Below are 25,380 nucleotides of genomic sequence, written 5' to 3'. Positions count from 1 at the left end.
CGACCCCGCGCGGTATATCGCGGGACCTCCCTGTTGGACTGCCCGGGCCTTGTGCCCGGGTTTTTTTGTGCATTTCGTGCTATTCTTTGCCCTTCATTGATCCGGAGGTCGCGATGGAAAAGGTTTTGGGGTTTGGCGGTTTCTTCTTTCGCGCCAAAAATCCGGCTGCGCTGGCGGCATGGTATGAAACCCATCTTGGGATCAATCCAGCGCCGCGAGACATGGAAATGCAGCCTTGGGTCACGAACGAAGGTGTCGCCGTCTTTGCGCCCTTCCCCGCTGACAGTGACTACTTTGAACAATCCAAGACGTTCATGCTCAATTTTCGCGTGGCCGATCTGGACAGGATGGTCACGCAATTGAAAGACGCCGGAATTGATGTCGAGGTCATGCAAACCATCGAGGGACTGGGCCGCTTTGCCCGAATTCATGACCCCGAAGGCACCCCGATCGAGCTTTGGGAGCCCTTTGGCGGCTAAAGCGTTTTGTCTTGCGGTGTTTCGCGCAAATTCTACCGCGAAACGACCCAGCCTTATCGCCGATCCATGGGTGCGGTTTTCCAGACCTGCGCCAGGTCAGCGTATTTGATACAAATCAAAGAAGCACAGCACGTGTATGTTTACACAGCTACTCAACAGTTCCCGTCGCATGTGCGGGTCATCACATGCACCTCCCTGTTGGACTTGGCCCGGGCGCATCCGCCCGGGTCTTTTTTTTCGTCAGCCATATTATTCGGCGTCAGCGTCCAGCAGACCGGACTTGAACAGCAAGCCAGCTGCAACACCGCCGATGATTGGCGCCAGAATGAACAGCCACAGCTGGGACAAGGCATGCGCGCCAGCAAACAAGGCCGGTCCGATGGACCGTGCAGGGTTCACCGAAACACCGGTGACGTTGATGCCCACAAGGTGGATCACCACCAGTGTCAGACCAATCGCAAGACCGGCCATCGCTGTCGGTGCGCCTGCGCCGGTGGCGCCAAGGATCACAACAACGAACAGGAATGTTGCAACAACTTCAAAGATGAAGGCGGCCGCCATTGTGTATTCACCAAGGTAGCCAGCACCCCAGCCGTTTTGGCCCAAACCCATGCTGGCGACATCATAACCGGCCTTGCCTGAAGCAATGACCAGCAGAACAACTGCCGCAGCGATCGCGCCCAAAACCTGCGCCACCATGTAAGGGATCGCCTCACCCGCGCTCATACGGCCCGAGGCAACAACACCGAGGGTAACTGCCGGGTTGATGTGACAGCCGGAAACGCCACCGATGCCATAGGCCATACCGATCAATGCAAGACCAAACGCGAAACTGATACCCGTCAAACCGATGTCAGCCCCTGCGATCACAGCAGAGCCGCACCCAAACAAAACCAACGTGAAAGTTCCGATAAACTCAGCCAAGGGTTTCTTCATGGCTATTCTCCCTTTTCGCTCAGGCACCCCATGAGCGTTACTCGTTACACGCCACCGCCTGCGCGGCGGTGCCCCCGGCACGAAATCCGGATGCGCCTACCTAACCGGGCACGTGCCGGTACGAAAAAGGGAAAAAGTTCAGGGATTTCCCGCGCCGGGCGACGCCAACGCATTAAGGTAGAGCCGAACCGCGTCCTGAACGTGCCGAAACCGATCGCCACCCAGATGCTTGCCGCCGTACCAACGGGTGACCACGATGATATGGTTTTGCAGCTCTTCGCGTTCCAGCATGCGCAAAATCACCATGCCCGCGCCCGACTCTCCATCGTCGTTCTTGATTGGCACTCCGTTCACGACACAGGCATAGGTATTATGCGTCGCACGCGCGAACTTCTTTTTGCGCTTCAGTTCTTTGACAAAGGCTTTGATCTCGGCCTCAGACGTACAGGGACCACCCGACACGGCATAGCGGGATCCCCTGTCTGATATAATGTTGTCCAACACGAGCATGGTTTCGGGCTATCTTGGGCACCGCTCTCAATCAAGAGCTTCCTCTTCTCTCACCGCTGGGGCCGACGGCGCCGAGCCAAATATTGCAGCCATCTAAGCCGCAATCAGCGGCGCCGCGAATTAACTTCACGCACGCCGGCAGCGCTGAGCTATTGACGAAAAAGTAAGGGCCCCGGCATCCCCGCCGAGGCCCAGCATTCGCATCCCGTGAGTGTTTCGAAGGGCCGAAGTTGCGTATCTGCCTTCTGACAGAAACACGTTAAGCGCGAACGGGTAAAAAATCGGTTCACTTCCCAGTACGTTTTTCCATACCCGGTGCCGAAGTCGCCCGGCGGGCCACAAACAGAAAATCGGCGCGCCGTTTCCAGCGCGCCGATCCATAATTTCAAAAGAAAAGACCGGTTGGCCTTAGTCCTCTTTTTCTTCTTTCTTCTCAGGCGCGACTTCTTCGCCGCTTTCCTGATCGACCATCTTCATGGCCAGACGCACCTTGCCGCGATCATCAAAGCCTAGCAGCTTGACGAACACTTCCTGACCTTCTTTGAGAACGTCCGAAGGATGGTTCAGGCGGCGGTTTTCGATCTGGGACACGTGAACCAGACCATCGCGCTTGCCAAAGAAGTTCACGAAGGCACCAAAATCGACGATCTTCACGACTTTGCCTTTGTAGATCATGCCCTCTTCCGGCTCGGCCACGATCGAGTGGATCATGTCATAAGCTTTCTGGATGGCCTCGCCATTCGGCGATGCGATCTTGATGATGCCATCGTCGTTGATATCGACCTTGGCACCGGAGACTTCTACGATCTCACGGATGACCTTACCGCCCGAGCCGATCACTTCACGGATCTTGTCGGTTGGGATCTGCATGGTTTCGATGCGTGGTGCGTGAACCGAGAACTCGGAGGTTTCGGACAGCGCCTTGTTCATCTCACCCAGAATGTGCAGACGGCCAGCCTTGGCCTGAGCCAGAGCAGTCTTCATGATTTCAGGCGTGATGCCTGCAACCTTGATGTCCATCTGCAGCGATGTGATGCCGTTTTCCGTACCGGCCACTTTGAAGTCCATGTCGCCGAGGTGATCTTCGTCACCAAGGATGTCGGACAGAACCGCGTAGTCACCATCATCTTCCAGCACGAGGCCCATGGCCACACCAGCAACCGGCGCCTTGAGCGGCACACCTGCGTCCATCATGGACAGCGAACCACCACAGACCGACGCCATCGAGGACGAGCCGTTGGATTCAGTAATCTCGGACACCAGACGCAGCGTGTACGGGAAGTCGGTTGCCGATGGCAGAACCGCCTGCAACGCACGCCACGCCAGCTTGCCGTGACCGATTTCACGGCGGCCCGGGCCACCGACACGGCCCACTTCACCAACCGAATAGGGTGGGAAGTTGTAGTGCAGCATGAAGTTGGACTTGAAGTTGCCATGCAGCGCGTCGATGAACTGCTCATCGTCGCCTGTGCCCAGCGTGGTCACGACCAGCGCCTGCGTTTCACCACGGGTGAACAGTGCCGAACCATGGGTCCGTGGCAGCATGCCGGTTTCGCCCACGATGTCGCGGATTTCGTCAAGCGCACGACCGTCGATGCGGCGCTTGTTCTTGACCACGTCCGAACGCAGGATCACCGACTCGAGCTTTTTCAGGGCCGAGCCAAGGTTCGCATCGGCCAATTGCTCTTCGCTCAGAGCGGCCTTGATGTCTTCCTTTGCAGCAGCAACAGCGGCGGTGCGCTCTTGCTTGTCGGACACGGCGTAAGCCGCTTTCATCTGCGCTTCGCCTGCCGCTTTGACAGCCTCGTAGAGGTCAGAATAGTCCGGCGCCTGGAAATCAAACGGCTCTTTTGCGGTCTCTTCGGCCAGATCGATGATCAGGTCGATGACCGGCTGGATCTGCTCATGTGCAAACATGACAGCGCCCAGCATTTCTTCTTCGGTCAGCTCGTAGGCTTCGGATTCCACCATCATGACGGCATCCTTGGTGCCCGCCACAACCAGATCGAGCCGCTGCTCGGGGTTGTCGCGCAGCTGGTGCATGTCGTCGACCGTTGGATTCAGAACGTATTCACCGTCTTCAAAACCAACGCGTGCACCCGCGATCGGGCCACGGAACGGTGCGCCAGAGATGGTAAGAGCCGCCGACGCGGCGATCATCGCCACGATGTCTGGGTCATTGACCAGATCGTGCGACAGCACGGTGCACATGACCAGAACTTCGTTCTTGAAGCCGGGCACGAACAGCGGGCGGATCGGACGGTCGATCAGACGCGCGGTCAGTGTTTCTTTTTCGGTGGGGCGTGCTTCACGCTTGAAAAAACCGCCCGGCACTTTGCCCGCGGCATAATACTTTTCCTGATAGTGCACTGTGAGAGGGAAGAAATCCTGTCCCTCTTTTTGCTGCTTGGCAAAGGTCACGTTTGCCATAACGCTGGTTTCGCCCAGCGTGGCAATCACGGTGCCGTCTGCCTGACGGGCAACCTTGCCCGTTTCCAGTGTGAGCGTTTCTTCGCCCCACTGCATTGTCTTCTTCGTCTCTTTGAACATACGTCTATCCTATGTGGGGCACTCCCAGGCGTATCCCGGGTCCCCGATTGATTGGCGGCCCCATTGCCGCCGGCCTTTTCATCCTGTCATGCGCCAAGGCCAAAGCGTCACGTCTCAGATGCGCGCGGCATATATGTTTTTGCGTGATTTGGAAAGTGCGCAGATTTGTGGGGGCAATTCGTCTCGGTGCACCAAGGTGGCTGATACCCGGCCCCTGTTCAACCGAGGTGACGCAAGGCGCGTGTACACCCTTCATTTCTGGGGCCAGCATTGCCCGTTCACATCGCTTCGGGGCCGCCTCCACCGATGCTTTCGGGCGCAATTTTTCACGGCGCTGGCGGTCAATCTGGCAGTGCCTCCAGGGGGCGGCCGATCTGGCGGGCTTGCACCCCGTGCTTCGTCGGCCTACCTGTTGCCCATCTCAATAGGAGCTGACCGCGCATGTCTGAAACCCCTCAGGAATTGACACAAGCCCTGCTGGACGCCGCCCGTAAGGCAGGCGCAGACAGCGCTGACGCGATCGCGATCACCGGAACTGCCCTGTCGATCGATGTGCGGGACGGCACCTTGGAGCAAGCCGAACGCGCCGAGGGCAGCGATATTGGTCTGCGGGTCTTCATGGGCCAACGCAGCGCGATCGTCTCTGCCTCGGATACCCGCCGCGAAACGATGCTGGCCATGGCAGAGCGGGCCGTGGCCATGGCGCTTGAAGCGCCTGAGGATCCGAATGCGGGTCTGGCCGACCCGGCCCAAATCACCAACCAGACCGATAGCCGTTTTCTCGAACTGGCAGACCCGGCGTCCGAACCGGCCCCGGCCGCACTCGAAGAGGATGCCCGCCGCGCCGAGGCCGCTGCCCTCTCCGTGCAAGGCGTGACCCAGGTTCAGTCCGCATCCGCAAGCTACAGCGCCCGCGACGTTCATCTGGCCGCCTCCAACGGGTTTTCCGGCGGCTACCAACGCACATCGCGCAGCGCGTCCTGCGTGGCCATTGCCGGCAGCGGTTTGGGCATGGAGCGCGATTACGATGGCGACAGCCGCACTTACCAATCTGATTTGCGCGCTCCCGAAGAGATCGGACAAAGCGCCGCCGAACGCGCCATTGCACGGCTGGACCCCAAACGCCCCAAGACTGGCGCATATCCGGTGCTGTTTGATGAACGGATTTCGGGATCGCTGATCGGGCACCTGATGGCAGCCGCTTCAGGCTCTGCGATTGCCCGCGGCGCTTCATGGCTGCTGGACGCCATGGACACGCAGGTTTTGCCCGGCACAATGTCATTGGTCGAAGACCCCCATCGCCCCCGCGCCGCAGGCTCACGCCTGTTTGACGCCGAAGGGCTGGCAACCGCAACCCGCACCATCGTCAAGGATGGTGTATTGCAAAGCTGGACGCTTGATCTGGCAAATGCGCGCAAACTTGGCCTTCCAAGCACGGCCAATGCGGCACGGTCTGTTTCCGGAGGTGTCGGCCCGACGGTCTGGAACCTGGAACTGACCCAAGGCGACAAAAGCCGCGATGCACTGATCGCGGAAATGGGCACCGGGCTGCTGGTGACCTCCATGATCGGCGCAACGATCAATCCCAACACCGGAGACTACTCGCGCGGCGCCGCCGGCATGTGGATCGAGAACGGCGAGATCGCCTATCCTGTGTCCGGCGTCACTATTGCAGGCAATTTGCGCGAAATGCTCACATCCATGACACCGGCCAACGATGCGCGGCGCTACCTGTCGCGGGTGATCCCGTCACTGCTGGTTGAAGGACTGACCCTTGCAGGGGAGTGATCTAGAACTGCTGATTGACGCCGCTCAGGCGGCAGGATGCGTGGCCACCGGCTTTGTCGGTGGCGCGCTTGATGTGCAATACAAGAATGGCGATCAAAGCCCGGTGACAGCCGCCGATTTCGCGGTAAATGCCCTGCTCGAAGACAAACTCCGCAACGCGCGCCCGGACTACGGCTGGCTGTCCGAAGAAAGCCCTGACGGGACTGACCGTCTGGGAGCAGAGCGGGTCTTTATCATCGATCCGATCGACGGCACCCGGTCGTTCATCGAAGGCAGCAACACCTGGGCCCATTCCATCGCGATTGCCCGGAACGGCGCAATCGAAGCGGCCGTGGTTTTTCTGCCGATGCGCGACAAGCTGTATTCGGCCAGCCTCGGCAGCGGCGCCCGCCTGAATGGTCGCAGTATCAATGTCGGCAATCAAACCACGCTGGAAAGCGGCTCGATGCTGGCGGTCAAACGCGCGTTTGAGCCTGATCTCTGGCCCGGCGGCGTGCCCGCCATGCAGCGCAGTCACCGCCCGTCTCTGGCCTATCGACTCAGTCTGGTCGCCGAGGGCCGCTATGATGCCATGTTCACTCCGCGTGCCGCCTGGGAATGGGACATCGCCGCCGGCGCTCTGATCCTAGCCGAAGCAGGCGCCCAAGTTACGGATCGGCGCGGCGGTCCGCTGCGTTTCAACAACGCCCACCCGCAAACCGATGGTGTACTGACGGCAAATCCGAACCTGCACGCCAGTCTGCTGGATAGGTTGCTCTGACCAACCCGCATTAGACCGCGCCCAGTGTTTCTTTGTGCCTGAAATATCCCGGGGGGTCTGGGGGGCTGGCCCCCCAAGCCACAACAGCCAGATGCGCTCAGCTGGCCAGCATCCGCAGCCCTTGCGTGACATCCGAGCGAACGGCCAGTCTCAATCCCGGCTCATCTCCGGCTTTCAGTGCGGCAATAATCAAACGGTGGTATTGCGGCGCCTCGGTGCGCCTCAAACGACCGTAAAGCGCACGCATCGTCGGCCCGAGCTGTAGCCAGACCGTTTCGCACATGGCAAGCATTGCCGGTGCCTGCGCCCGCAAATACAGCGTGCGATGAAATTCGAGATTGGTGCGAATATAGCCAACGGCATCACGGTTCGACACAACGTCCGCGATTGTGCCGTTTATGCTCTGAAGCCGGTCGATCAAGGCGATATGCGCCCGAGGCAATGCACGGCTGGCCAGCTCGACCTCGATCAAGGCGCGCAGGGCCGCCAATTCCTCGATGCGTTCGTTGGTCAACTCCGGTGTGGAGACCCGGCCAGAGGCTGACATGGACAGCGCACCTTCCGCAACGAGCCGCTGAACCGCTTCACGCGCCGGGGTCATTGAAACATCGAATTCCCGTGCAAGGCCCCGCAGGGTCAGAGCTTTGCCCGGCGCAATCTCGCCATAGAGAATACGGCTGCGCAAACCGCGATATACGCGATCATGTGCCGAAGGCGTGACTTCGGGGTTCTTGCTTTCAGATATTCGGGGCAAGGGCGGCTGCATGCCCCTTTGTGATCACAAAAACCAGCACAGTCAATCGCCCCAAGTTTTCTACGCAACGTGGCCCCTGCGCACGCAACCGATCCAGCGAAAGGATCAGAACTTGTAACGATGGAGCCCTGCCCCGTTGGTCCGCAGCCAGTTACGGGCAGGCCGCCAATCGCCATACAGGCGTTCAACTACGGCCCAAAAGGCATCCGAGTGGTTCATCTGCTCAAGATGAGCCACCTCATGAGCGGCCACATAGTCCAATATCTCGGGCGGCGTCATGATCAGGCGCCAGCTGTACATCAACCCGCCGTCAGACGTGCAGGACCCCCAGCGCGATCGGGTATCGCGCAGGGTCAGCCGTGCATAGGGTTTTCCCAGGGCCTGCGCGTAGCGATCCGAAGCAACGGCCAAACGGTCGCGTGCCTGCGCCTTCAACCAGGCCTGCAACCGGCGACTGGCCGTATCTTCGCCCCCCCCCACATGCAACGTCTCATCCGATCGCGCTATGCCCCGGCCCGTCCCCTTCTGGATGGTGTGCAGAGCCCCGCGAAATGGCAGCGATGCGCCAATGCCGACGATCACATCATCAACACGCGCCGCGACATGTTTGCGAAGCCAGTCTTCTTTAGACTGCAGGAAAGCAAGCCCTTCGTCTTCGGGGACACCGCGTGGCAGGGTCAGTGTAACCCGCCCGTCCAGTTGTGACATTCGCAGCGACAACCGGCGTGCCCGCGCCGAGCGCCGGACAGTCACGGTAATCGAAGGGTTGCCCGCAAGCTCGATCTGCCCCATATGCCCCCGTATCAGTTGCCTGCCGGGCTTTGCCCCGGACCTCAGCGTCAAAGCCTTTGACATGCTTGGGCCGTTATGGCAGGTGCCACGGATTGTCCGCAAGACCGCGTAACACTACGATTCACAAGGGGATCACCATGCCCAAGGAAGAATGGGGCACAAAGCGCCTATGCCCGACCACAGGAAAGCGATTCTACGACCTGAACCGCGACCCGATTGTCAGCCCCTACACCGGTGAGGTCGTGAACCTCGAAACCGGCAAGCGCAGCAGCATTGCCGCCGACGCCGCCGACAAGGCTTCGGCCAAGGCCAAGGAAGATGATGCGGAAGAAGTGCTGCTCGACGATGATGATGTCGATGTAGATCTTGGCGATGATGATGTGCTCGAGGACGAAGACGATGATAACGTCTCGCTCGACGAAATCGCAGACGTCGCAAGCGAAGACGACGACAGCTGATCGCATCCGGCACGCCGGAAAAGAAAACCAGCCACGGGCGGATTTTTCCGCTTGATCCCGCCCGCGGCATTGCGTAATCACCCGCGAACACGGCGTTTCCACGCCACCTGAATGGGGCCTTAGCTCAGCTGGGAGAGCGCTTGCATGGCATGCAAGAGGTCAGGGGTTCGATCCCCCTAGGCTCCACCATTCCTCTCAAAAATCTGCGGTTTGTCCCTTTTGCCCCGGCACAAATTTTGTCTGTGGCTTTCGAAGATTGCTGTTCAAATGTCTTGGTAGACTGACCCGCCGCGCAATCGCGTCAAAATAGGCTGGTCCCACGTGCAAAAACTGGGCAGCATGGCGTGTGAAACGTCCCGCAGGAGCCAACATGCCGAACCTGACAAAGACCGCGTCCCAGATGGTTGCCGAAGCCCGCGCACGGATCGACGAAGTCGAAACCTCGGATCTCATCGCCATGCTGGATGACCCGGATACAGTGGTGGTCGACATTCGCGACATCCGCGAACGCCAGCGCACGGGTTTTATCCCCGGCTCGGTCCACGCCCCGCGCGGGATGATCGAATTCTGGGTCGATCCGGACAGCCCTTATTTCAAAGAGGTCTTTGGGCAGGACGACAAACGCTATGTGTTTCACTGTGCATCCGGATGGCGCTCTGCGCTGACCGTCGCCACGCTGCAAGACATGGGGTTTGCCGCCGCGCATCTTCGTGAAGGGTTCAGCACCTGGGAACAACAAGGCGGCCCGGTCGAGCGCGATAGCTAGACCGCGCTGAACACCGCAATGGCCGGTCCATGAACGCCAATGTCCAGCGGTCCGAAATCAGAATCCACGCAAAGCGAAAAATACCCTGCTGTTGGCAGATAAAGAACGCTGTAGGCACCATTGGACCGGGTCACGGACCAGCAGGTCTGCGTTATCCCGCCACTGAAATTCACCGTGATTGGACGAGGCCGCCGGACCCGCATTCTTGAAAAGTCAGCCAAAGTCGCCGCCCGTGTCGCCGTATCGGGCAGAAATTGGCGCATTTCAGCCTCAACCAAAGCCTCGACATGGGCCGCCATCTGCTCTGGCGCGGGGATATGCGGTGCGTCCTGCATAGGCAAAACATGTGGCACGCAGCGTCATTAAAGCAAGCTCTTGCCTGAACCACATTGATTTGGCCACAACGGATCGGTGCAGGCGGTCAAATGCGGTATACTAACCGAAATAGGCCGAAAGGTGGTCTTGACTTGCTGCAGCGCCGAATTAGTGCGCGCAATTTTTGAACAAAACGCCGCAACCAATAGTATTTTTGTTGCGCTGCAACTGCAAAATAGCTATCCCGACCGGGACAGATAGAGAGGACCCATATCATGGCCCATGACGGACAAGACCTGAGCCTTGGCAGCGTGATCCTGCCCGACCTTCTTTCCCTGACCGGCGCGGCGGTAGCCCCAGTCGAGGAAGTCTTTGAAATTGCGCGAACTCGTGTCCGCGACATGGTCAGCGTAGATGGCCGGGTGTCCGGCGCTGCGATCGAAGCGAACCAAACTGCGGCCCACGGGCTGGCATGGTTCGCCACCTATCTCGAATCGCTGCGCCAGATGCAGGGCTGGGCCGAACGCATGCAGGCCGACGGCACCTTTGGCGAAGTCGAGCAACTGCTGCACCAGATCGCCTTTGGCGAATACCTCTGGCAGATCTACGGCGGCATCCAGATGAACCAGGGCGAAATGGTTCGTCTGCAGGATCTGGGCCTGTCACAGGACGATATGCGCGGTTTGATGTCTGACGCGGTCATGACTCTGACCCAAGGCGCCAACACGCAGGCGGCGCGCACGCGGCTGGTCGAACTGATGGAAGAACGCTCGGCTGAAATCACCGTGGGTCGGTGTGGCTTGGACGATGAACTGGAAATGATCCGGGAACAGTTCCGCCGCTACGCGGTCGACAAGGTGCTGCCACATGCCCACGAATGGCACCTCAAGGATGAGCTGATCCCGATGGAGGTGATCGAAGAGCTGGCCGAAATGGGTGTCTTTGGTCTGACCATCCCAGAAGAGTTCGGTGGGTTTGGCCTGTCCAAGAATTCCATGTGCGTCGTTTCCGAAGAACTGTCGCGCGCCTACATCGGCGTTGGCTCGCTCGGCACCCGGTCCGAGATTGCCGCAGAACTGATCATTGCTGGCGGCACGCCAGAGCAAAAGGAAAAGTGGCTGCCCGGCCTTGCCTCGGGTGAGATCCTGCCAACCGCCGTGTTTACCGAGCCGAACACCGGCTCTGACCTGGGCAGCCTGCGTACCAAGGCCGTCAAGGATGAGAACGGCGACTGGATCGTCAACGGCAACAAGACATGGATCACCCATGCGGCGCGAACCCATGTGATGACCGTTCTGGCCCGCACCGTGCCGGACACCGACAACTACAAGGGTTTGTCGATGTTCCTCGCTGAAAAGACGCCGGGCACCGACGAACAGCCTTGGCAGGATCCCGGCATCTCTGGTGGCGAGATTGAAGTGCTCGGTTATCGCGGCATGAAGGAATACACCGTTAACTTTGATGATTTCAAAGTGAAGGGTGAAAACCTGCTGGGCGGCGAAGAAGGCAAAGGTTTCAAGCAACTGATGGAAACCTTTGAATCCGCCCGCATTCAAACCGCGGCGCGCGCCATCGGCGTTGCCCAGTCGGCACTGGATGTCGGAATGCAATACGCACAGGACCGCAAACAATTCGGCAAATCGCTGATCGCCTTCCCGCGTGTGTCTGGCAAGCTGGCCATGATGGCCGTGGAAATCATGATCGCGCGACAGCTGACCTACTTCAGCGCCCGCGAAAAAGACGAAGGCCGCCGCTGCGATCTTGAGGCCGGCATGGCCAAACTGCTCGGCGCCCGCGTGGCCTGGGCTGCAGCGGATAACGCCCTGCAGATCCACGGTGGCAACGGCTTTGCCTTGGAATACAGCGTCAGCCGCATTCTGTGCGACGCACGCATTCTGAATATCTTTGAAGGTGCCGCTGAAATCCAAGCACAGGTCATCGCACGACGCCTGCTGGGCTGACAGCCCGCGCAAGCACACAAAATCTTTCAGACAGGCCGGTGACTTACAACGTCGCCGGCCTGTTTCTATTTGAGCAAGCCGCGGGTCGATAACCTGATCTACCTCAAAGACCCTCGCGCCAAAACTTGTGATGAATGCGCAAACATATCGCAAGGAAACGACATGAGCTGGAAAGACAGACTGGATGACACAAAAGGCCAACTGAAAAGCCTGAACAAGATCATCCCCGACACCACCGCCGCCTTTGGCGCCCTTGGCAAAACCGTCAAGCAAGATGGCGCGCTCAGCTTCAAGGAAAAGGAATATGTGGCGCTTGGGATCGCCGTGGCAACGCGCTGCGAGCCGTGCATCCTGTTCCACACCGAAGCACTGATCCGCCTTGGGGCCACCCGTGAAGAGGTGGCCGAGGTGCTTGCGACCTGTATTCAGATGGGTGGCGGTCCCGGGCTGATGTATGCTGCCAAGGCGCTGGATGTGTATGACGATCTTAGCGACTGACCCAAACAATCAGTCAGCCTGACGATCAAAGAAAAAGGGCGGGTCCTATGGCCCGCCCTTCGCTGTTCTTGGGATAGTGCCGATTACTTCACAGTGATCCGGCCATCGGTGTACGGCGTGTAAGGCGCGTTGGCTGCGATGTATTCAGCCGTCACGTCTGCCAGATCGGGGCCGTAGTCATAGGCGTTTTCAGCGTCACGGAACATCTTGTAACCGTCGCCGCCGTTGCGGACGTAGTTGTTACTGACAACGCCATAGACCTTGTCCATCTCAATCGGCGCGCCACCAACCATAACGCCCGAGATACGGCTGCCTGCCTCGGCAGCAGGATCAACGGTGTAGGACATACCCGCCACCTGCGGGAAGCGGCCTGCGCCCTCTTCCATCTGGCTGACGCCATTTTCCAGCGCGGCCACGATCGTGGCGCCAGTCACCTGGAAAGTGGAAAGCGTGTTCTGGAACGGCAGAACCGTCAGCACTTCGCCCATGGTCACTTCGCCCGCATCGATGGATGCCCGCAGACCGCCGCCGTTCTGGATGGCAATCTCGACGCCCTGATCCTTCACACGGTCCAGCATGGCGTCTGCAACAAGGTTGCCCATTGCGCATTCCATCGCGCGGCAAACCGAACGGTCGCCCTCAATCGCTGCACCCGCCTCAGCGACAACGCGCGTTTTCATCTCTTCGATCGGACCGGCCAGCTCTGCGACCCGTGCAACGATGCCTTCGTCTTCTGCAACCGAAGCGTCCAGCAGGATGGTGTCGCCAGAGGCTTCTGTGACGTTGCCCGCATCGTCAAATGTCAGCGTCAGATGACCCACATATTTCGAATAAGCGTAGGCCTGAACCACCGGCACACCGTCGACCATTGTCGGATAGGCCATGGCGCCTTCTTCGGTGTTCGAAAACTTGGTGTGCGAATGCCCACCCACCACAGCGTCGAGGCCGTCAACCGCGGCCGCAATGGCCATATCTTTGCCCACACCCACGTGGTTCAGCGCGATGATCTTGGTCACGCCCTGTTCGGTCAAAACCGCAACATCCTGTTGCAGACTTTCGATTTCGTCGGAAAAGATCACGGCTTCGGACGGGCTGGATGTTTCCACGGTGTCCACGGCAAGCGCCGAAACGATACCAATCTTTTCGCCGCCGACCTCAAGTACGAGGTGGTCATCGATCTTGCCCGCCAGAACATTGGATCCCGAAACATTGATGTTGCCGGAAATCACCGGGAACGACACACCGTCTGCCAGTTTGGCCAGACCTTCGTCACCATCGTCAAATTCGTGGTTGCCCACGGCCATGGCGTCAAAGCCGATTTGTTGCATGAACTCGATTTCGGCATCACCCTTGTAGGTCGTATACATCAATGAGCCCTGATACTGGTCACCGGCATCCAGAACGAGAACGTTCTGTCCGGCCAGTTCGGCGCGCAGTTCGGCAATTTTGGTCGCAACACGAGCAACCCCACCAAAGCATTTGCCCTCGGCATTGTCTTCGGCTTTGCAGGTCGAGTCATATTTATTGATGGGTTCGATCCGGCTGTGCAGATCGTTTACGTGAATAATGTGCAACGTGTAATCAGCGCTGGCGGCACCGGCCGTCAGGGCTAGGGCAGCAGCTCCGGAAAGAAGGCGAGCAGACATCGGGAATCCTCTCTGTCATGTGATTTATGTGCCGATGGTGACTCGGCCCAGCGTCCGAGTCAAAGGCTACGCTGGGGCAAATACACTGTCGCGCGTAACAGAGCGATGACAGCCCGAAACACAGGCAACATGGCCAGAGCCCTTGGTCAGAATGCGCCGCGTTCCTAAATCGTGTGCATGAGACGCGTTTTGTCCTTGTCTTTGCTGGCGTTAATCGGCCTTGCCGCGCTTGCGGCGGCAGTTTTACCCGGACCGCAACACGCCCTCTGGCCCCGTTGGGCCGGTCTGCACAATGTCGCGCCGGGCATCTGGACAGATGATCAGACGCGGCAGGCTGATCTGCACCGAATTGTAGAGACCGCTGCGCAACGCGCAGAAGCGTTTCACGGCGCGTTCCGGCACCCGCGCATCATATTTTGCCACCATCAGGCCTGCGCGGATCGGTTTGGTCTCTATCCGGCTGGGTTGGCCTATGGTCGCCATCTCGTTCTGCTGGGGCCGGAAGGTGTGAACGCGGACGTGCTGGGGCATGAATTCAGCCACATTGCGCTCCATCAGAACTATGCGATTTCCGATCTTTGGAACCCCCGCTTTCCGCATTGGTTTGATGAAGGACTGGCCGTGCATTTATCGCCAGATTCCCGTTATCGCACGCCCGGCACATTGGCAGACGCACAATGGGTGCTGAAGGCCAAAACACTGTATGACTGGAAGTCACTGGTGACGCAGGAAAACTGGCGCGAGGCCTATGGCTCTGCCGGTTTTCTGGCCTCGCATATTGAAACGACATACGGGCAGGACGCCTTGCAGGCCTTGGTGTCTGATGTGCGGGCCGGGGCCGACTTTGACCAAGCAATGGCGCGCCAGAACATCTCGGTCGCGCCTTAGATGTCTTGACCCTCGTGCGGGGGCGTTGCAAACCACGCGGCATGGAAATCTACAAAATTCTGCGGGCCGACGAATGGGCCGAATTGCGCGCCAAAGGGGAAACCACGGGCGCACCGATTGATGTGGCTGACGGCTATATCCATTTTTCGACCGCTGATCAGGCGCGCGAAACAGCGGCCAAGCATTTTGCAGGGGCCGAGGGCCTGATGCTTGCCGCGTTGGAAACCGACCGGATGGGTGACGGCCTGAAATGGGAAGAAAGCCGTGGCGGTCAGTTGTTCCCGCACTTGTATGGTCCGCTGCGTCTGGCTGACGTGACTTGGGCCCAGCCCCTGCCTTTGGGGCCGGACGGCGAGCATAGCTTTCCTGAAAACATCGCATGACCGAAGCCTTCGTCGATCCAACCCGCGTGCAGTTTGACCTGTTCAAGGGCCTGGACCGTAATGAGCCTTGCGAAATGCTAAACCTTGTCCGCCTGCGTGACCGTGCCGCCTATCCAGCAGAGCACGCCCTTGCCAATGCGGGACTGACGGGCGAGCAGGCCTATGCAAACTACGGCACGCACAGCGGCCCGGTTCTGCGGCGGGTTGGCGGCTCGATCCTGTGGCGGGGCAACTGGCGATGCGGGCTGATTGGCCCTGCGGACGAAGCCTGGGACCATGTATTTATCGCCCGCTATCCTTCGGCGCATGCCTTCATGGCGATGGTCAAGGATCCTGACTATGCAATTGCCGTGGTGCACCGTCAGGCCGCGGTTGAAACATCGCGCCTGATCCGCTGCGCGCCCACCGATGCAGGAGATGTCTTCGGATGAAGCTCATTGAACGCGCAGGTCTTGCCCTGCTGCAAAAAACTGATCCCGAACAAGCCCACGGCCTTGCTCTGCGCGCACTGCGGCTGGGACTGTCCCCCAGCGCAGGCACAATGACATCCGATCGGTTGCGCTGTCAGATCGCTGGACTGGAGCTGCCCAACCCTGTGGGTCTGGCCGCCGGTTTCGACAAAAACGCCGAGGCACTGGATGGATTGTCCAGATCGGGTTTCGGCTTTGTCGAGGTGGGGGCAGCAACACCCTATCCGCAGCCGGGCAACCCAAAGCCGCGTTTGTTCCGGCTCACCGAAGACAAGGCCGCCATCAATCGCTTTGGCTTTAACAATGAGGGCATGGTTGCCATTGGCGACCGGCTGGCCAAACGGCCGGCAAACATGATCCTTGGACTGAACCTCGGGGCAAACAAGACATCAGATGACCGCGCCCGCGACTTTGCGCAAGTGTTGGCACATTGCGGCGCGCATCTGGATTTTGCCACGGTCAATGTCAGTTCACCCAACACCGAAAAACTGCGTGACTTGCAGGGCAAAGACGCACTATCGGCCTTGCTGGCTGGGGTCATGGACGCGAACAGCGGCCTTGCGAAACCGATCCCGGTTTTTCTGAAAATCGCCCCGGATCTGGACGCCGCTGGCCTGGCGGACGTGGCAGAGGTCGCACTCAGCTCAGGCGTGGCCGGCGTGATCGCGACCAACACAACCCTGTCCCGCGATGGCCTGCACAGCAAACACAAAGGGCAGGCAGGCGGGCTTTCGGGCCAGCCATTGTTTGAACGCTCAACCCGCGTTCTGGCGCACTTGTCCGATCTGACCAATGGCGACCTGCCCCTGATCGGGGTCGGCGGCGTGGGTTCAGCCGAACAGGCCTATCAGAAAATTCGCGCAGGCGCGTCGGTCGTTCAGCTTTATACCGCGCTTGTTTACGGGGGCATCTCCTTGGTGAAAGAGATCACCGGTGGACTGGACGCACTGCTGGCTCGCGATGGGTTTCAGTCGGTTGCAGATGCTGTCGGCAGTGGACGAAAGGACTGGCTATGATCCTGTGGCACAACCCACGATGCACCAAATCCCGGCAGGCTTTAGCTCTGCTCGAAGAGCAAGGGGTGGAATTTTCAGTTCGGCGCTATCTGGACGATGCTCCGGACCAAGAGGAGCTGCGCGCCCTGCATGCCAAGCTGGGAGGGCCCGTTATCGCGATGATGCGCCCGAAAGAGGCCGTGTTCAAAGAGATGGGACTGACCCGCGACATGCCCGACGACGCACTGTTCGCTGCCATGGCCAAAGCGCCCAAATTGATCGAACGGCCGGTGCTGATTGCCGGTGACAAGGCCGCAATCGGGCGTCCACCGGAACGCATTCTGGACATCATGGCCTGAACCGATTTGCCCCGGGTCGTATCGGTACCCTTTTTGAGGCTAATCCAAAAATCAGAACTCTGGCCGCCCCTGATCGCCGGGGCTTTGCTTGACGCCGCACCGCCATAAGGTAGGCTCCGGCTCAAACGGCTTCTATTAAAGGAATATGCCATGCAACGGCTTCATCTGGTCTTTGGCGGCGAGCTGGAAGACCCCACCAAAACTGTCTTTCGCGACGTGGACGACATCCACGTTGTCGGCATCTTCCCGGACTATGAATCGGCCTTCAACGCATGGAAGGCCGAAGCCCAGCGCACGGTCGACAACGCCCATATGCGGTATTTCATCGCCCATCTGCATCGCCTGCGCGACGAAGAGGCCGCCGCGTCCTCGACCGAGGAACTGGGCTAATATCATGAGCCGCCGCGCGCTGAGCCTGTCAGCCTACCTGACCTTTGCGCGTGGCGCCCAAGCGCCGGCTGAACACCCTCCATTGCTGCCGGATCGTGGATCGGGGCCAGTGGTCATGGCCTATGGCGAAACGCCGTCGCAGGGTCATGCGCTTGCGGCGCTTTGCTCGCGGCTTTTGTACCAACGGCCAGAAATCCAGGTAATCCTTTTCGGCAGTGCCGCCGCCCATGCCGCAGACACTGCCATGACTGGCGCAGATCTGCCGCCCGAGCGGGCCAGCGCCTGCGAAGAATTCGCCGCCGCGCTGCGCCCGGACATCGTGCTGTGGGTCGGCCAGAAATCACTGCGCCCGGCGCTCCTGCACAGCCTGCGGGAACAGGGTGCGCAATTGGTTGCACTGGATGCGGAAAATGCACCTTGGTCCAGCCCTGCCCCACGTTGGTTGCCTGATCCGGCTCCGGCAACGCTTGCCTTGTTCCACAAAATTCACGCAACGACACCGCAGGCAGGCCGCGACCTGCGCCGCTTGGGTGTCGCGCCCAATCATTTGCGCATATCCGGGCCATTGCTGGACACAGGCGTGCCTTTGGGCTGCGACGAAGACAGCCGCGAGGAATTGGCCGGCCTTTTGGGCGGCCGCCCGGTGTGGCTGGCTGCACGCCTGCGCGCTGCCGAAGTGAACGACATTCTAAGAGCCCACAGACGCGCCGTACGCATGGCCCATCGATTGCTGCTGATCATCGTGCCGCATGACGAGGCAGAGGCACCAGCAATCGCCCGGGCTGTCGAAGCCGAGCAGATGCGCTGCGCGAACTGGGATGCAGGCGAAACGCTTGACGACAACACCATGGTTCTGATGGCAGAAGGGCCCGAAGAACTGGGGATGTGGTACCGTCTGGCGCCTTTGGCTTTTCTTGGTGGATCTCTTGTGGCCGGTCACGGCGGTCACGACCCTATGGAAGCCGCTGCTCTGGGCACTGCGATTTTGTACGGGCCAAACGTCGGCGGACATCTTGCGGGATACACCAGACTTGTCGAGGCAGGCGCCGCCCGAATTGTCCGTGACGCAGATTCTCTGGCCAGCGCGCTGACCAATCTGACAGCACCGGATCAGGCCGCGGCCATGGCCCATGCGGGGTGGGATGTGGCAACCGCCAGCGCAGCGCTGGTGGATCAGGTTGTGAACGAAATCTGCGAAGAGCTTGATCGGAAGGAGCGCGTCTGATGCGGCCACCTCGGTTCTGGTCAAATGCCCCTGATCAACCCGGCCTTCGGGCCCGACTTCTCAGCCCATTGGCGGCGCTGACAGCTGCCGCGACAGCCCGCCGTGCAAACCGCGCGGCGGCGCATCGCGCCTCGGTCCCGGTGATCTGCGTGGGCAATATCAACGCGGGTGGAACCGGAAAGACGCCAACCGTCATCGCATTGGTCCAACACCTGGCCGACCGCGGTATCACGGCGCATGTGGTCTCACGCGGGTATGGCGGGCGCCTGTCCGGCCCGGTGCGTGTTGATCCGGCAGTGCACAGTGCCGAAGACGTTGGCGACGAACCGCTGCTGATCGCGGCCTTTACGGCGGCGTGGGTCGCCAAGGACCGAGCCGCAGGCGCAAAAGCCGCAGAAGCCGCCGGAGCGCAGGCTATCATTCTGGACGACGGCTTTCAGAATCCGAGTGTTTTCAAGGATCTGTCTATCATTGTCGTGGATGCCGTCGCCGGGTTCGGAAACGGTCGCTGCATGCCATCAGGCCCTCTGCGCGAGCCGGTTTCAGCCGGGATGGCGCGCGGCGATCTGGTACTTTCCATCGGATCACAAGGCGCGCAAACCCGGTTCTCTGAGACGTGGAAGGACCAGATTTCGCTACCGCATTTGACCGGGTCGCTGGAGCCTTTGCAAACCGGAATGGACTGGGATGGTCTGCCAGCACTTGCCTTCGCGGGCATAGGCCATCCGGAAAAGTTCTTTGCCACGCTCCGCGCGCTCGGGGCCAACATAAAGCGTGCAGAGGCGCTGGAGGATCACCAGCTCCTGACCGCAGCCCTGATGACCCGCTTGGAAAAGGAAGCGCAAATGATCGGCGCTCAGCTCGTCACCACTGAAAAGGATGCGGTGCGTCTGCCTGACGAGTTCCGCCAGAAAGTGCTGACTCTGCCAGTTCGGCTGACCCTGCACCAAAAGGCGAAGCTGGATGAAATGTTGGACCCGATCCTGCCAAGCAAGACCGGGTCCTAGAAAACGACGATTCGTCGGTTTGCCGACGGTTGACGATCAGCGGTTTCCGACACCGCCCGCCAACAGGCGAATGATGGTTTCTTCATCCAGATAACCGGTCGCCCGGATACCCCGTGCCTGCTGATACTTTTGGATTGCACGGCGCGTGTTCTGGTCGAAATTGCCATCTACCACGCCGGGCTTGAGACCCAGCTGGGTCAGGCGGGCCTCAACCAAACGCTTGGCAACCGGGTTAAGGTTCAAAGCACGCTCGGCCTGACTTGCACGCGATGCATTCTGTTCCTGCTCAGCCGCACGCTCCAATTCGCGAATGCGTGCTTTGGCCTCGGCCTGAAACGCCCCGCCCGGACGCTTTTCCAGATAGCTGCGGTAGGCACTGATGGTGTCGGCCTCGCGTGCTGCACGCCAATCGTTGCGATCAGCACGGGCCGCGCGTTCGGCGCGGCGGGCTTCGATCTGCTCCAACAAGCTACGGGCTTCTTGCGCATAAATTCCCTCGGGGTAGCGCTCCAGATACTCGCGCAGAGCGGCCTCTTCAGGATCGGCCTGAACCTGCCGCCACAAGGCACGGTCCTGACGTTCCTGTTCTTCGCGGCGCAGGCGTGCTTCTTCTTCCAGCTCGGCCGCACGCGCCGTTGCCGCGCGATCCAGCCGGTTGATTTGAGGCGCGGTCAGATATCCCGTCGCCCGGACCGATATCGCGCGCTGCCAATTCTGGATGGCACCCCGTGTGCCCCGGCCAAAGATCCCGTCAATTCCACGTGTGTTGTAGCCCAGAATCGTGAGATCGCGTTGAATGTCGCGCCGGGCATCTCGAGACAGCTCCAGACGTTCTTCGGTGCGGCGGTCCTGATAGAATGGCTCGTCATCGATCGCCTTGATCCGTTGGCGTGCAGCAGCCGCGTGCTGTCCTTGCGGATGTCCCTGCAGATAAGTCTGATACCCAACGAGGGTGTCGGCCTGCTGGGCCAGCCGCCACGCGGCATTGTCCGCCGCTTCGGCTGCCCGGGCCGCAGCCGCCAAGTCGTCTGCATCGGGCTGTTGTTCTCCGGCGTCAGCATCCACCTGCCCCGTTGCAGCGGCGTCATCGCGCGCGGGGACAATGGTGATATCCTTTGGTGCATATCCAAGTAGATCGATTTCGTAGCGCCGCACCGTGCTGCTGAGGGGGCGTCCCCGTGACAGCATATCCGTCGCGGCAAACCGCATCACATCTGCCCCCGGACCGCGCACCACGGTCACACCCTGAGGGATATCCAGATCGCCCAACCCGGCCTCAAGAAAAGCGCCGTAGTCGGCGTCTTGCGCCTCTTCACCCAAAACCAGAAAGGCCCGGCCCGGATATGCCGCCAGAACGGTCATGACAGAATCCAGCGACAGCGAGCTTGTCAGAATACGCCCCGGGTTCTCCGGAATATCCTGTTCAACCGGCAACAGATACGCATCAGAAGCGCCATGCACAAAGGCCCCTCTGAGAACGACCACGAGGCTTTCGGTATCCGCGTCGATCCCTTCAACGAACTTGAGGAAAGAAACCCGCATGTCTCGGGAATTGCCGTCCCGTGCGACCTCGGTCTCAAAGCCGCGGTTATCCAGCCTCTCCAAGGTGCGCTCAATCTGGAAGGCACCGGTCAGCAGCTGAAGCCCTTCGTAGCCTGAATTCCCGATAACCAGTGCATCGCCCTCGGCCAAAGCTGCAGTCGCACCGCCCAAGCCCAGCGCAAGACTGACCCCGGCCAGTCCGCGTATGGCGCCAGCGCGCCCGGATTTCGCATAAAACATCCTGTTCCTCCCAAGTCCGTCAGCAAACAACGGCAAACGCCCGCCAACAGGCAGGACACAGCCAACTGTCACATCACCAGCCTAGCCAAGAGCGACGCTGGCCCATAGGGAGAAAATCAGTCGTAGTTGCGCAGATCTTCAATAACCAGCCCGTCGCGCGGCAATCCGCCGACCGGCAGCACCTCAACCGTGCCACGCAGTTTCAACACTTCCGCCACAGAGGCCTCGAAGGCCGACAGATCGCCGCCTTCGGCTTCGAGCCGGACAGTCATCACATCCATCTCGCCTTCACGACTGGCCACGACGCGGGCGCGGGTAATCTCGGGGTGGCGCTCTACCAACTGCGCGACCTGCTCCGGACGCACGAACATACCCTTGATCTTGGTTGTCTGATCGGCGCGCCCCATCCATCCTTTGATCCGGCCGTTGGTGCGACCGCATGGACTGATACCCGGCAGCATGGCCGACAGATCACCCGTCGCAAAGCGCACCAGTGGGTAATCAGGATTCAGCGTGGTGACGACAACTTCGCCAACCTCGCCTTCTTCAACCGGATCGCCGGTTCCGGGCGTGACGATCTCGACAATGCCATGTTCGTCAATGATCATCCCTTCCATGGCCGGGCTTTCGTATGCCACGTTTCCAAGGTCGGCTGTAGCATAGCACTGAAGGCAGGTTATGCCGCGATCTGCATACCAGTCGCGCAGCGACGGGAACAACGCACCACCGCCGACGGCCGCACGCGTGATCCCGAGCTTCAATCCCATTTCATCCGCCTTCTCGAGGATAACCTTGAGATAATCCGGCGTGCCAGCGTAGGCCGTGATGCCAATGTCGTGGGCCGCCTGCGCCTGCAGTTCGGTCTGCCCCGTCCCTGCAGGCAAGACCGCCGCCCCGACCGCGCGGGCGCCGGATTCGAAAATCGTGCCAGCCGGGGTCAGGTGATAACCGAAACAGTTTTGCACAATGTCGCCGGCTCCGATCCCCACTGCATGCAAAAACCGGCCCATGCGCCACCAGTCATGGCTCGCGCCACCGGGCTCGTAGATTGGGCCGGGGCTTTGAAAAACATGTGACAGGTTGGAAACCGGCAAACCACCAAATGGTGGTTGCGCTTTCTGACGTCCAACGAGGTCGGCCTTGCGCAGGACGGGCAGGCCCGCGAGGCCCGACAAGTCACCCACAGCATCCATGCCATGCTTTGCAAGCTGCGTGTTGAGCGCGACAAGCTGCGCGGCTTCGCGCGCATCCTGCGAACGCGTTTCAAGATCGTCAAAATAGGATGTCATGGCGGCCTCCAAGTTATGCGGGCGAATGGATAAGGTCCCAAGGTCGGCCTTGAGGGGCCTGCCCCTCAAACTCCCCGGGATATTTTCAGCACAAAGAAGACAGCAGGGCTGCCCCGGGTTATGCCAACCAACGCTTGCGGCGCCGGTAGCTGCGCACATCGCGGAAAGACTTCCGGCCTTCTTCCGACATTCCGAGGTAGAATTCCTTGACGTCCGGGTTTTCGCGCAATTCGGCTGCTGGGCCTTCCATCACGACGCGCCCGTTTTCCAGAATGTAGCCCTGATGCGCATAGCGCAGCGCAACATTTGTATTCTGTTCAGCCAGCAAGAAGCTGACCCCTTCGTTTTCATTAATGGTCTTCACGATCTCAAAGATCTGCTCCACCAGCTGCGGCGCGAGCCCCATGCTCGGCTCGTCCAGCAGGATCATTTCGGGGCGCGACATCAGAGCCCGGCCCACGGCCGTCATCTGCTGCTCGCCACCGGATGTGTATCCGGCCTGCGAGCGGCGCCGTTCCTTGAGGCGTGGAAAATAGGTATAAACCATATCCAGATCGGCCTCGATGGCGCCTTTGCCGTCTTTGCGCGTGTAGGCACCGGTCATCAAATTCTCTTCGACGGTCAGATGCTCAAAGCAATGGCGTCCTTCCATCACCTGGATCACCCCGCGCTTGACCAGCGCCGCCGGGTCGAGATCCTGCACCCGTTCGCCCTTGTAGAGGATCGAGCCCTTGGTGACCTCACCGCGTTCGGAATGCAGCAGGTTGGAAATCGCCTTCAACGTCGTCGTCTTGCCCGCGCCATTGCCGCCTAGCAGCGCGGTCACACCGCCCTGCGCCACCTTGAGTGACACGCCTTTCAGCACAAGGATCACGTGGTTGTAGATGACCTCGATGTTGTTGACTTCAAGCAGTGCCTGATCGGTCTTGGCAGCATCCAGCATGGGCAGTGTCCCTGTTGTGCAGACTGGCCGGTTTCTCGCGGCATCCGCTGCTTCTTCTTTTTCCAAATACGCAAATCCTCCGGCGACGACAGCGCGTCGCCGGAGAACAGTTCACTTAGCCTTCGCAGGCATCGTTGGTTGGCCAAGGTGCGTTCGCCTCGGCGTATTCCGCGGCCTTGGTGTTGATCAGCTCGGCATAACCCGAGGTGTCAGGCTTGAGGTGATCGGAGACCTTTACGAACTGTGCGCCGTCCCATTCCAGCATCCAGCCACCCGAGTGACCGGTGTGGTTCGAGCAGGATGTTGCAAATGGCGGCACCATGCCTTCGAGGCCCAATTCCTTGATGCGCTCTTCAGTCATGTTGATGTTCTCAAGACCCCAGCGCAGTTGCTCGGCGCTGATCTCGGCTGTGTCGTACTCTGCCTGCGCCGCTGTGATGCCTTCTGCGAGGATGGCAGAGATCACGATGCCACGGCTGTAGAAGACGCCCTGCATTTCGGTCTCATTCGACTTGGACAGGCCCGCGTCGACCACGTGCTTCTTGATGTCGGCCATGACAGGCGCATCCGCGTTCGGGAAGGACCAGCTGATCGACTTATAGCCTTTGCCGGCATCGCCAACGATAGCGAGGTCAGCATCGTGGCCGGACCACCAGACACCAATCATGTTCTCCATCGGGAACTTGGTTTTGACGGCTTCGGTGATTGCGCCCGCATTCATGGCGCCCCAGCCCCACATGACCACGTAGTCAGGACGTTCGCGACGAATCTGCAGCCACTGAGCCGACTGGTTCTGCATTTCCTTCAGGCCAACCGGAATCGGCACCAGCTCAAAGCCCATCGCGCCGGATTTCGCTTCGAGCAGAGGAAGCGGCTCTTTGCCGTAAGGGTGGTCGAGATGCAGGAAGGCAATCTTCTTGCCTTTCAGGTCACCCTGACCGGACAGGTACTGAATGATCATGTCCGCGGCATCCCAGTAACCGGACGGCGTGTTGAACGCCCACTGGAAGACCTTGCCGTCAGCCATCGGGCTAAAGCCGTAGCCGGGTGCAAGGATCGGGATCATGTCCACGTTTGTCTTGGGCAAAACCTGCAGGGTGATGCCGGTCGACCACGGCTGGGTCACGATGGCCTTGCCCTTGGTCTTCTCGTAGCACTCAACACCTTTTTCGGTGGAATAGCCGGTTTCGCATTCTTCGGCGTTTACGGGAATGCCGCCAACACCACCGTCGCGCGCGTTCAGCATCGTCAGATAGTCTGCCTGACCGTTCATCAGTGGGATACCGGTCGCGGCAAAGGGGCCGGTGCGGTAGGCGAGGTTCGGGGCATAAAGCTCCTGCGCCATTGCGGCGCCTGCCGTCACACCCGCGATCAGCGCGGCGGCGGCCATTTTGGTGAAGTGTTTCATATGTATCCTCCCTTGGATCTCTTCACTG

Annotated in this window: 26 protein-coding genes and 1 tRNA gene; 16 read left to right on the top strand and 11 right to left on the bottom strand. The window is 59.9% G+C overall.

The features are described from left to right. The first annotated feature begins 113 nt into the window (after window positions 1–113). Window positions 114–479 (top strand): VOC family protein, encoded by a 366-nt coding sequence (locus tag PFY00_RS13970; protein WP_271433187.1) that lies wholly within the window; start codon window positions 114–116, stop codon window positions 477–479. 249 nt (window positions 480–728) lie between these two features. Here PFY00_RS13970 and aqpZ read toward each other — a convergent pair whose 3' ends face one another. The 3 genes from aqpZ to pnp form a co-directional block, all read right to left on the bottom strand. Next, on the bottom strand, window positions 729–1,415 hold the full coding sequence (aqpZ, locus tag PFY00_RS13965; protein ID WP_271433186.1) for an aquaporin Z: 687 nt from the start codon (window positions 1,413–1,415) through the stop codon (window positions 729–731). A 138-nt stretch (window positions 1,416–1,553) separates the two neighbouring features. Continuing rightward, window positions 1,554–1,925: a YigZ family protein gene (locus PFY00_RS13960; RefSeq protein WP_271433185.1), complete on the bottom strand. Its 372-nt coding sequence runs from the start codon at window positions 1,923–1,925 to the stop codon at window positions 1,554–1,556. Between the two features lie 408 nt (window positions 1,926–2,333). Then, window positions 2,334–4,475, bottom strand: coding sequence for a polyribonucleotide nucleotidyltransferase (gene pnp / locus PFY00_RS13955; RefSeq protein ID WP_271433184.1), 2,142 nt, complete (start codon window positions 4,473–4,475; stop codon window positions 2,334–2,336). A gap of 441 nt (window positions 4,476–4,916) precedes the next feature. On the opposite strand from pnp, the gene PFY00_RS13950 reads away from it, so the two are divergent. Continuing rightward, entirely contained in the window at window positions 4,917–6,263 is a 1,347-nt protein-coding gene (locus PFY00_RS13950) for a TldD/PmbA family protein (RefSeq protein ID WP_271433183.1), read from the top strand. After that, window positions 6,250–7,023 (top strand): 3'(2'),5'-bisphosphate nucleotidase CysQ, encoded by a 774-nt coding sequence (locus tag PFY00_RS13945; protein WP_271433182.1) that lies wholly within the window; start codon window positions 6,250–6,252, stop codon window positions 7,021–7,023. The genes PFY00_RS13950 and PFY00_RS13945 overlap by 14 nt, the downstream gene beginning before the upstream one ends. A gap of 97 nt (window positions 7,024–7,120) precedes the next feature. Here the strand turns inward: PFY00_RS13945 and PFY00_RS13940 are convergent, their stop codons facing one another. Next, window positions 7,121–7,789, bottom strand: coding sequence for a GntR family transcriptional regulator (locus tag PFY00_RS13940; RefSeq protein ID WP_271433181.1), 669 nt, complete (start codon window positions 7,787–7,789; stop codon window positions 7,121–7,123). A gap of 93 nt (window positions 7,790–7,882) precedes the next feature. Next, entirely contained in the window at window positions 7,883–8,569 is a 687-nt protein-coding gene (locus tag PFY00_RS13935; protein WP_271433213.1) for a M48 family metallopeptidase, read from the bottom strand. A 137-nt stretch (window positions 8,570–8,706) separates the two neighbouring features. On the opposite strand from PFY00_RS13935, the gene PFY00_RS13930 reads away from it, so the two are divergent. From PFY00_RS13930 to PFY00_RS13920, 3 genes are all read left to right on the top strand, one after another. Next, window positions 8,707–9,027, top strand: coding sequence for a TIGR02300 family protein (locus PFY00_RS13930; RefSeq protein WP_271433180.1), 321 nt, complete (start codon window positions 8,707–8,709; stop codon window positions 9,025–9,027). 113 nt (window positions 9,028–9,140) lie between these two features. Further along, window positions 9,141–9,216, top strand: a tRNA-Ala gene (locus PFY00_RS13925). 181 nt (window positions 9,217–9,397) lie between these two features. Next, window positions 9,398–9,793: a rhodanese-like domain-containing protein gene (locus PFY00_RS13920; RefSeq protein ID WP_271433179.1), complete on the top strand. Its 396-nt coding sequence runs from the start codon at window positions 9,398–9,400 to the stop codon at window positions 9,791–9,793. Here the strand turns inward: PFY00_RS13920 and PFY00_RS13915 are convergent. Next, window positions 9,790–10,128, bottom strand: a complete 339-nt coding sequence (locus PFY00_RS13915) for a hypothetical protein (RefSeq protein ID WP_271433178.1) — start codon at window positions 10,126–10,128, stop codon at window positions 9,790–9,792. The genes PFY00_RS13920 and PFY00_RS13915 overlap by 4 nt on opposite strands. A 255-nt stretch (window positions 10,129–10,383) precedes the next feature. On the opposite strand from PFY00_RS13915, the gene PFY00_RS13910 reads away from it, so the two are divergent. Both PFY00_RS13910 and PFY00_RS13905 read left to right on the top strand, forming a co-directional pair. After that, window positions 10,384–12,069 carry an acyl-CoA dehydrogenase family protein gene (locus PFY00_RS13910; protein WP_271433177.1) on the top strand — a complete coding sequence of 562 codons (1,686 nt, stop codon included), beginning with the start codon at window positions 10,384–10,386 and terminating at the stop codon, window positions 12,067–12,069. A gap of 162 nt (window positions 12,070–12,231) precedes the next feature. After that, window positions 12,232–12,567 carry a carboxymuconolactone decarboxylase family protein gene (locus PFY00_RS13905; RefSeq protein WP_271433176.1) on the top strand — a complete coding sequence of 112 codons (336 nt, stop codon included), beginning with the start codon at window positions 12,232–12,234 and terminating at the stop codon, window positions 12,565–12,567. Window positions 12,568–12,650: 83 nt separating this feature from the next. Here the strand turns inward: PFY00_RS13905 and PFY00_RS13900 are convergent, their stop codons facing one another. Next, entirely contained in the window at window positions 12,651–14,213 is a 1,563-nt protein-coding gene (locus PFY00_RS13900) for a bifunctional metallophosphatase/5'-nucleotidase (RefSeq protein WP_271433175.1), read from the bottom strand. A 177-nt stretch (window positions 14,214–14,390) separates the two neighbouring features. On the opposite strand from PFY00_RS13900, the gene PFY00_RS13895 reads away from it, so the two are divergent. From PFY00_RS13895 to lpxK, 8 genes are all read left to right on the top strand, one after another. Continuing rightward, on the top strand, window positions 14,391–15,101 hold the full coding sequence (locus tag PFY00_RS13895) for a hypothetical protein (protein ID WP_271433174.1): 711 nt from the start codon (window positions 14,391–14,393) through the stop codon (window positions 15,099–15,101). A 41-nt stretch (window positions 15,102–15,142) separates the two neighbouring features. Then, a complete protein-coding gene (locus PFY00_RS13890) occupies window positions 15,143–15,484 on the top strand; it encodes a DUF952 domain-containing protein (RefSeq protein ID WP_271433173.1) in 342 nt (113 codons plus the stop codon). Further along, window positions 15,481–15,915, top strand: a complete 435-nt coding sequence (locus tag PFY00_RS13885) for a DUF1330 domain-containing protein (protein WP_271433172.1) — start codon at window positions 15,481–15,483, stop codon at window positions 15,913–15,915. The genes PFY00_RS13890 and PFY00_RS13885 overlap by 4 nt, the downstream gene beginning before the upstream one ends. Next, on the top strand, window positions 15,912–16,970 hold the full coding sequence (locus tag PFY00_RS13880; protein ID WP_271433171.1) for a quinone-dependent dihydroorotate dehydrogenase: 1,059 nt from the start codon (window positions 15,912–15,914) through the stop codon (window positions 16,968–16,970). Before PFY00_RS13885 ends, PFY00_RS13880 begins: the two co-directional genes overlap by 4 nt. Continuing rightward, the gene (gene arsC, locus PFY00_RS13875; protein WP_271433170.1) at window positions 16,967–17,308 is read left to right on the top strand and encodes an arsenate reductase (glutaredoxin); all 342 of its coding nucleotides are present in this window, start codon (window positions 16,967–16,969) and stop codon (window positions 17,306–17,308) included. Before PFY00_RS13880 ends, arsC begins: the two co-directional genes overlap by 4 nt. Window positions 17,309–17,458: 150 nt before the next feature. Then, the gene (locus PFY00_RS13870) at window positions 17,459–17,698 is read left to right on the top strand and encodes a DUF4170 domain-containing protein (RefSeq protein ID WP_271433169.1); all 240 of its coding nucleotides are present in this window, start codon (window positions 17,459–17,461) and stop codon (window positions 17,696–17,698) included. A 4-nt stretch (window positions 17,699–17,702) separates the two neighbouring features. Next, window positions 17,703–18,923 carry a 3-deoxy-D-manno-octulosonic acid transferase gene (locus PFY00_RS13865; protein WP_271433168.1) on the top strand — a complete coding sequence of 407 codons (1,221 nt, stop codon included), beginning with the start codon at window positions 17,703–17,705 and terminating at the stop codon, window positions 18,921–18,923. Next, entirely contained in the window at window positions 18,923–19,930 is a 1,008-nt protein-coding gene (gene lpxK, locus PFY00_RS13860) for a tetraacyldisaccharide 4'-kinase (protein WP_271433167.1), read from the top strand. The genes PFY00_RS13865 and lpxK overlap by 1 nt, the downstream gene beginning before the upstream one ends. 36 nt (window positions 19,931–19,966) lie before the next feature. Here lpxK and PFY00_RS13855 read toward each other — a convergent pair whose 3' ends face one another. The 4 genes from PFY00_RS13855 to PFY00_RS13840 form a co-directional block, all read right to left on the bottom strand. Next, complete coding sequence (locus PFY00_RS13855) at window positions 19,967–21,712, bottom strand: peptidoglycan-binding domain-containing protein (RefSeq protein ID WP_271433166.1); 1,746 nt, start codon at window positions 21,710–21,712, stop codon at window positions 19,967–19,969. Window positions 21,713–21,828: 116 nt separating this feature from the next. Next, on the bottom strand, window positions 21,829–23,001 hold the full coding sequence (locus PFY00_RS13850) for a phenylacetate--CoA ligase family protein (protein WP_271433165.1): 1,173 nt from the start codon (window positions 22,999–23,001) through the stop codon (window positions 21,829–21,831). 118 nt (window positions 23,002–23,119) lie between these two features. After that, window positions 23,120–23,944, bottom strand: a complete 825-nt coding sequence (locus PFY00_RS13845) for an ABC transporter ATP-binding protein (protein ID WP_271433164.1) — start codon at window positions 23,942–23,944, stop codon at window positions 23,120–23,122. A gap of 115 nt (window positions 23,945–24,059) precedes the next feature. Continuing rightward, window positions 24,060–25,352: an ABC transporter substrate-binding protein gene (locus PFY00_RS13840; protein ID WP_271433163.1), complete on the bottom strand. Its 1,293-nt coding sequence runs from the start codon at window positions 25,350–25,352 to the stop codon at window positions 24,060–24,062. Between the last annotated feature and the right edge of the window lie 28 nt (window positions 25,353–25,380).

It is taken from the genome of Thalassococcus lentus (assembly GCF_028023555.1).
GTDB classification, from domain to species: Bacteria; Pseudomonadota; Alphaproteobacteria; order Rhodobacterales; family Rhodobacteraceae; genus Thalassococcus_A; species Thalassococcus_A lentus.
This window is presented reverse-complemented; position numbering and strand designations above follow the sequence as displayed.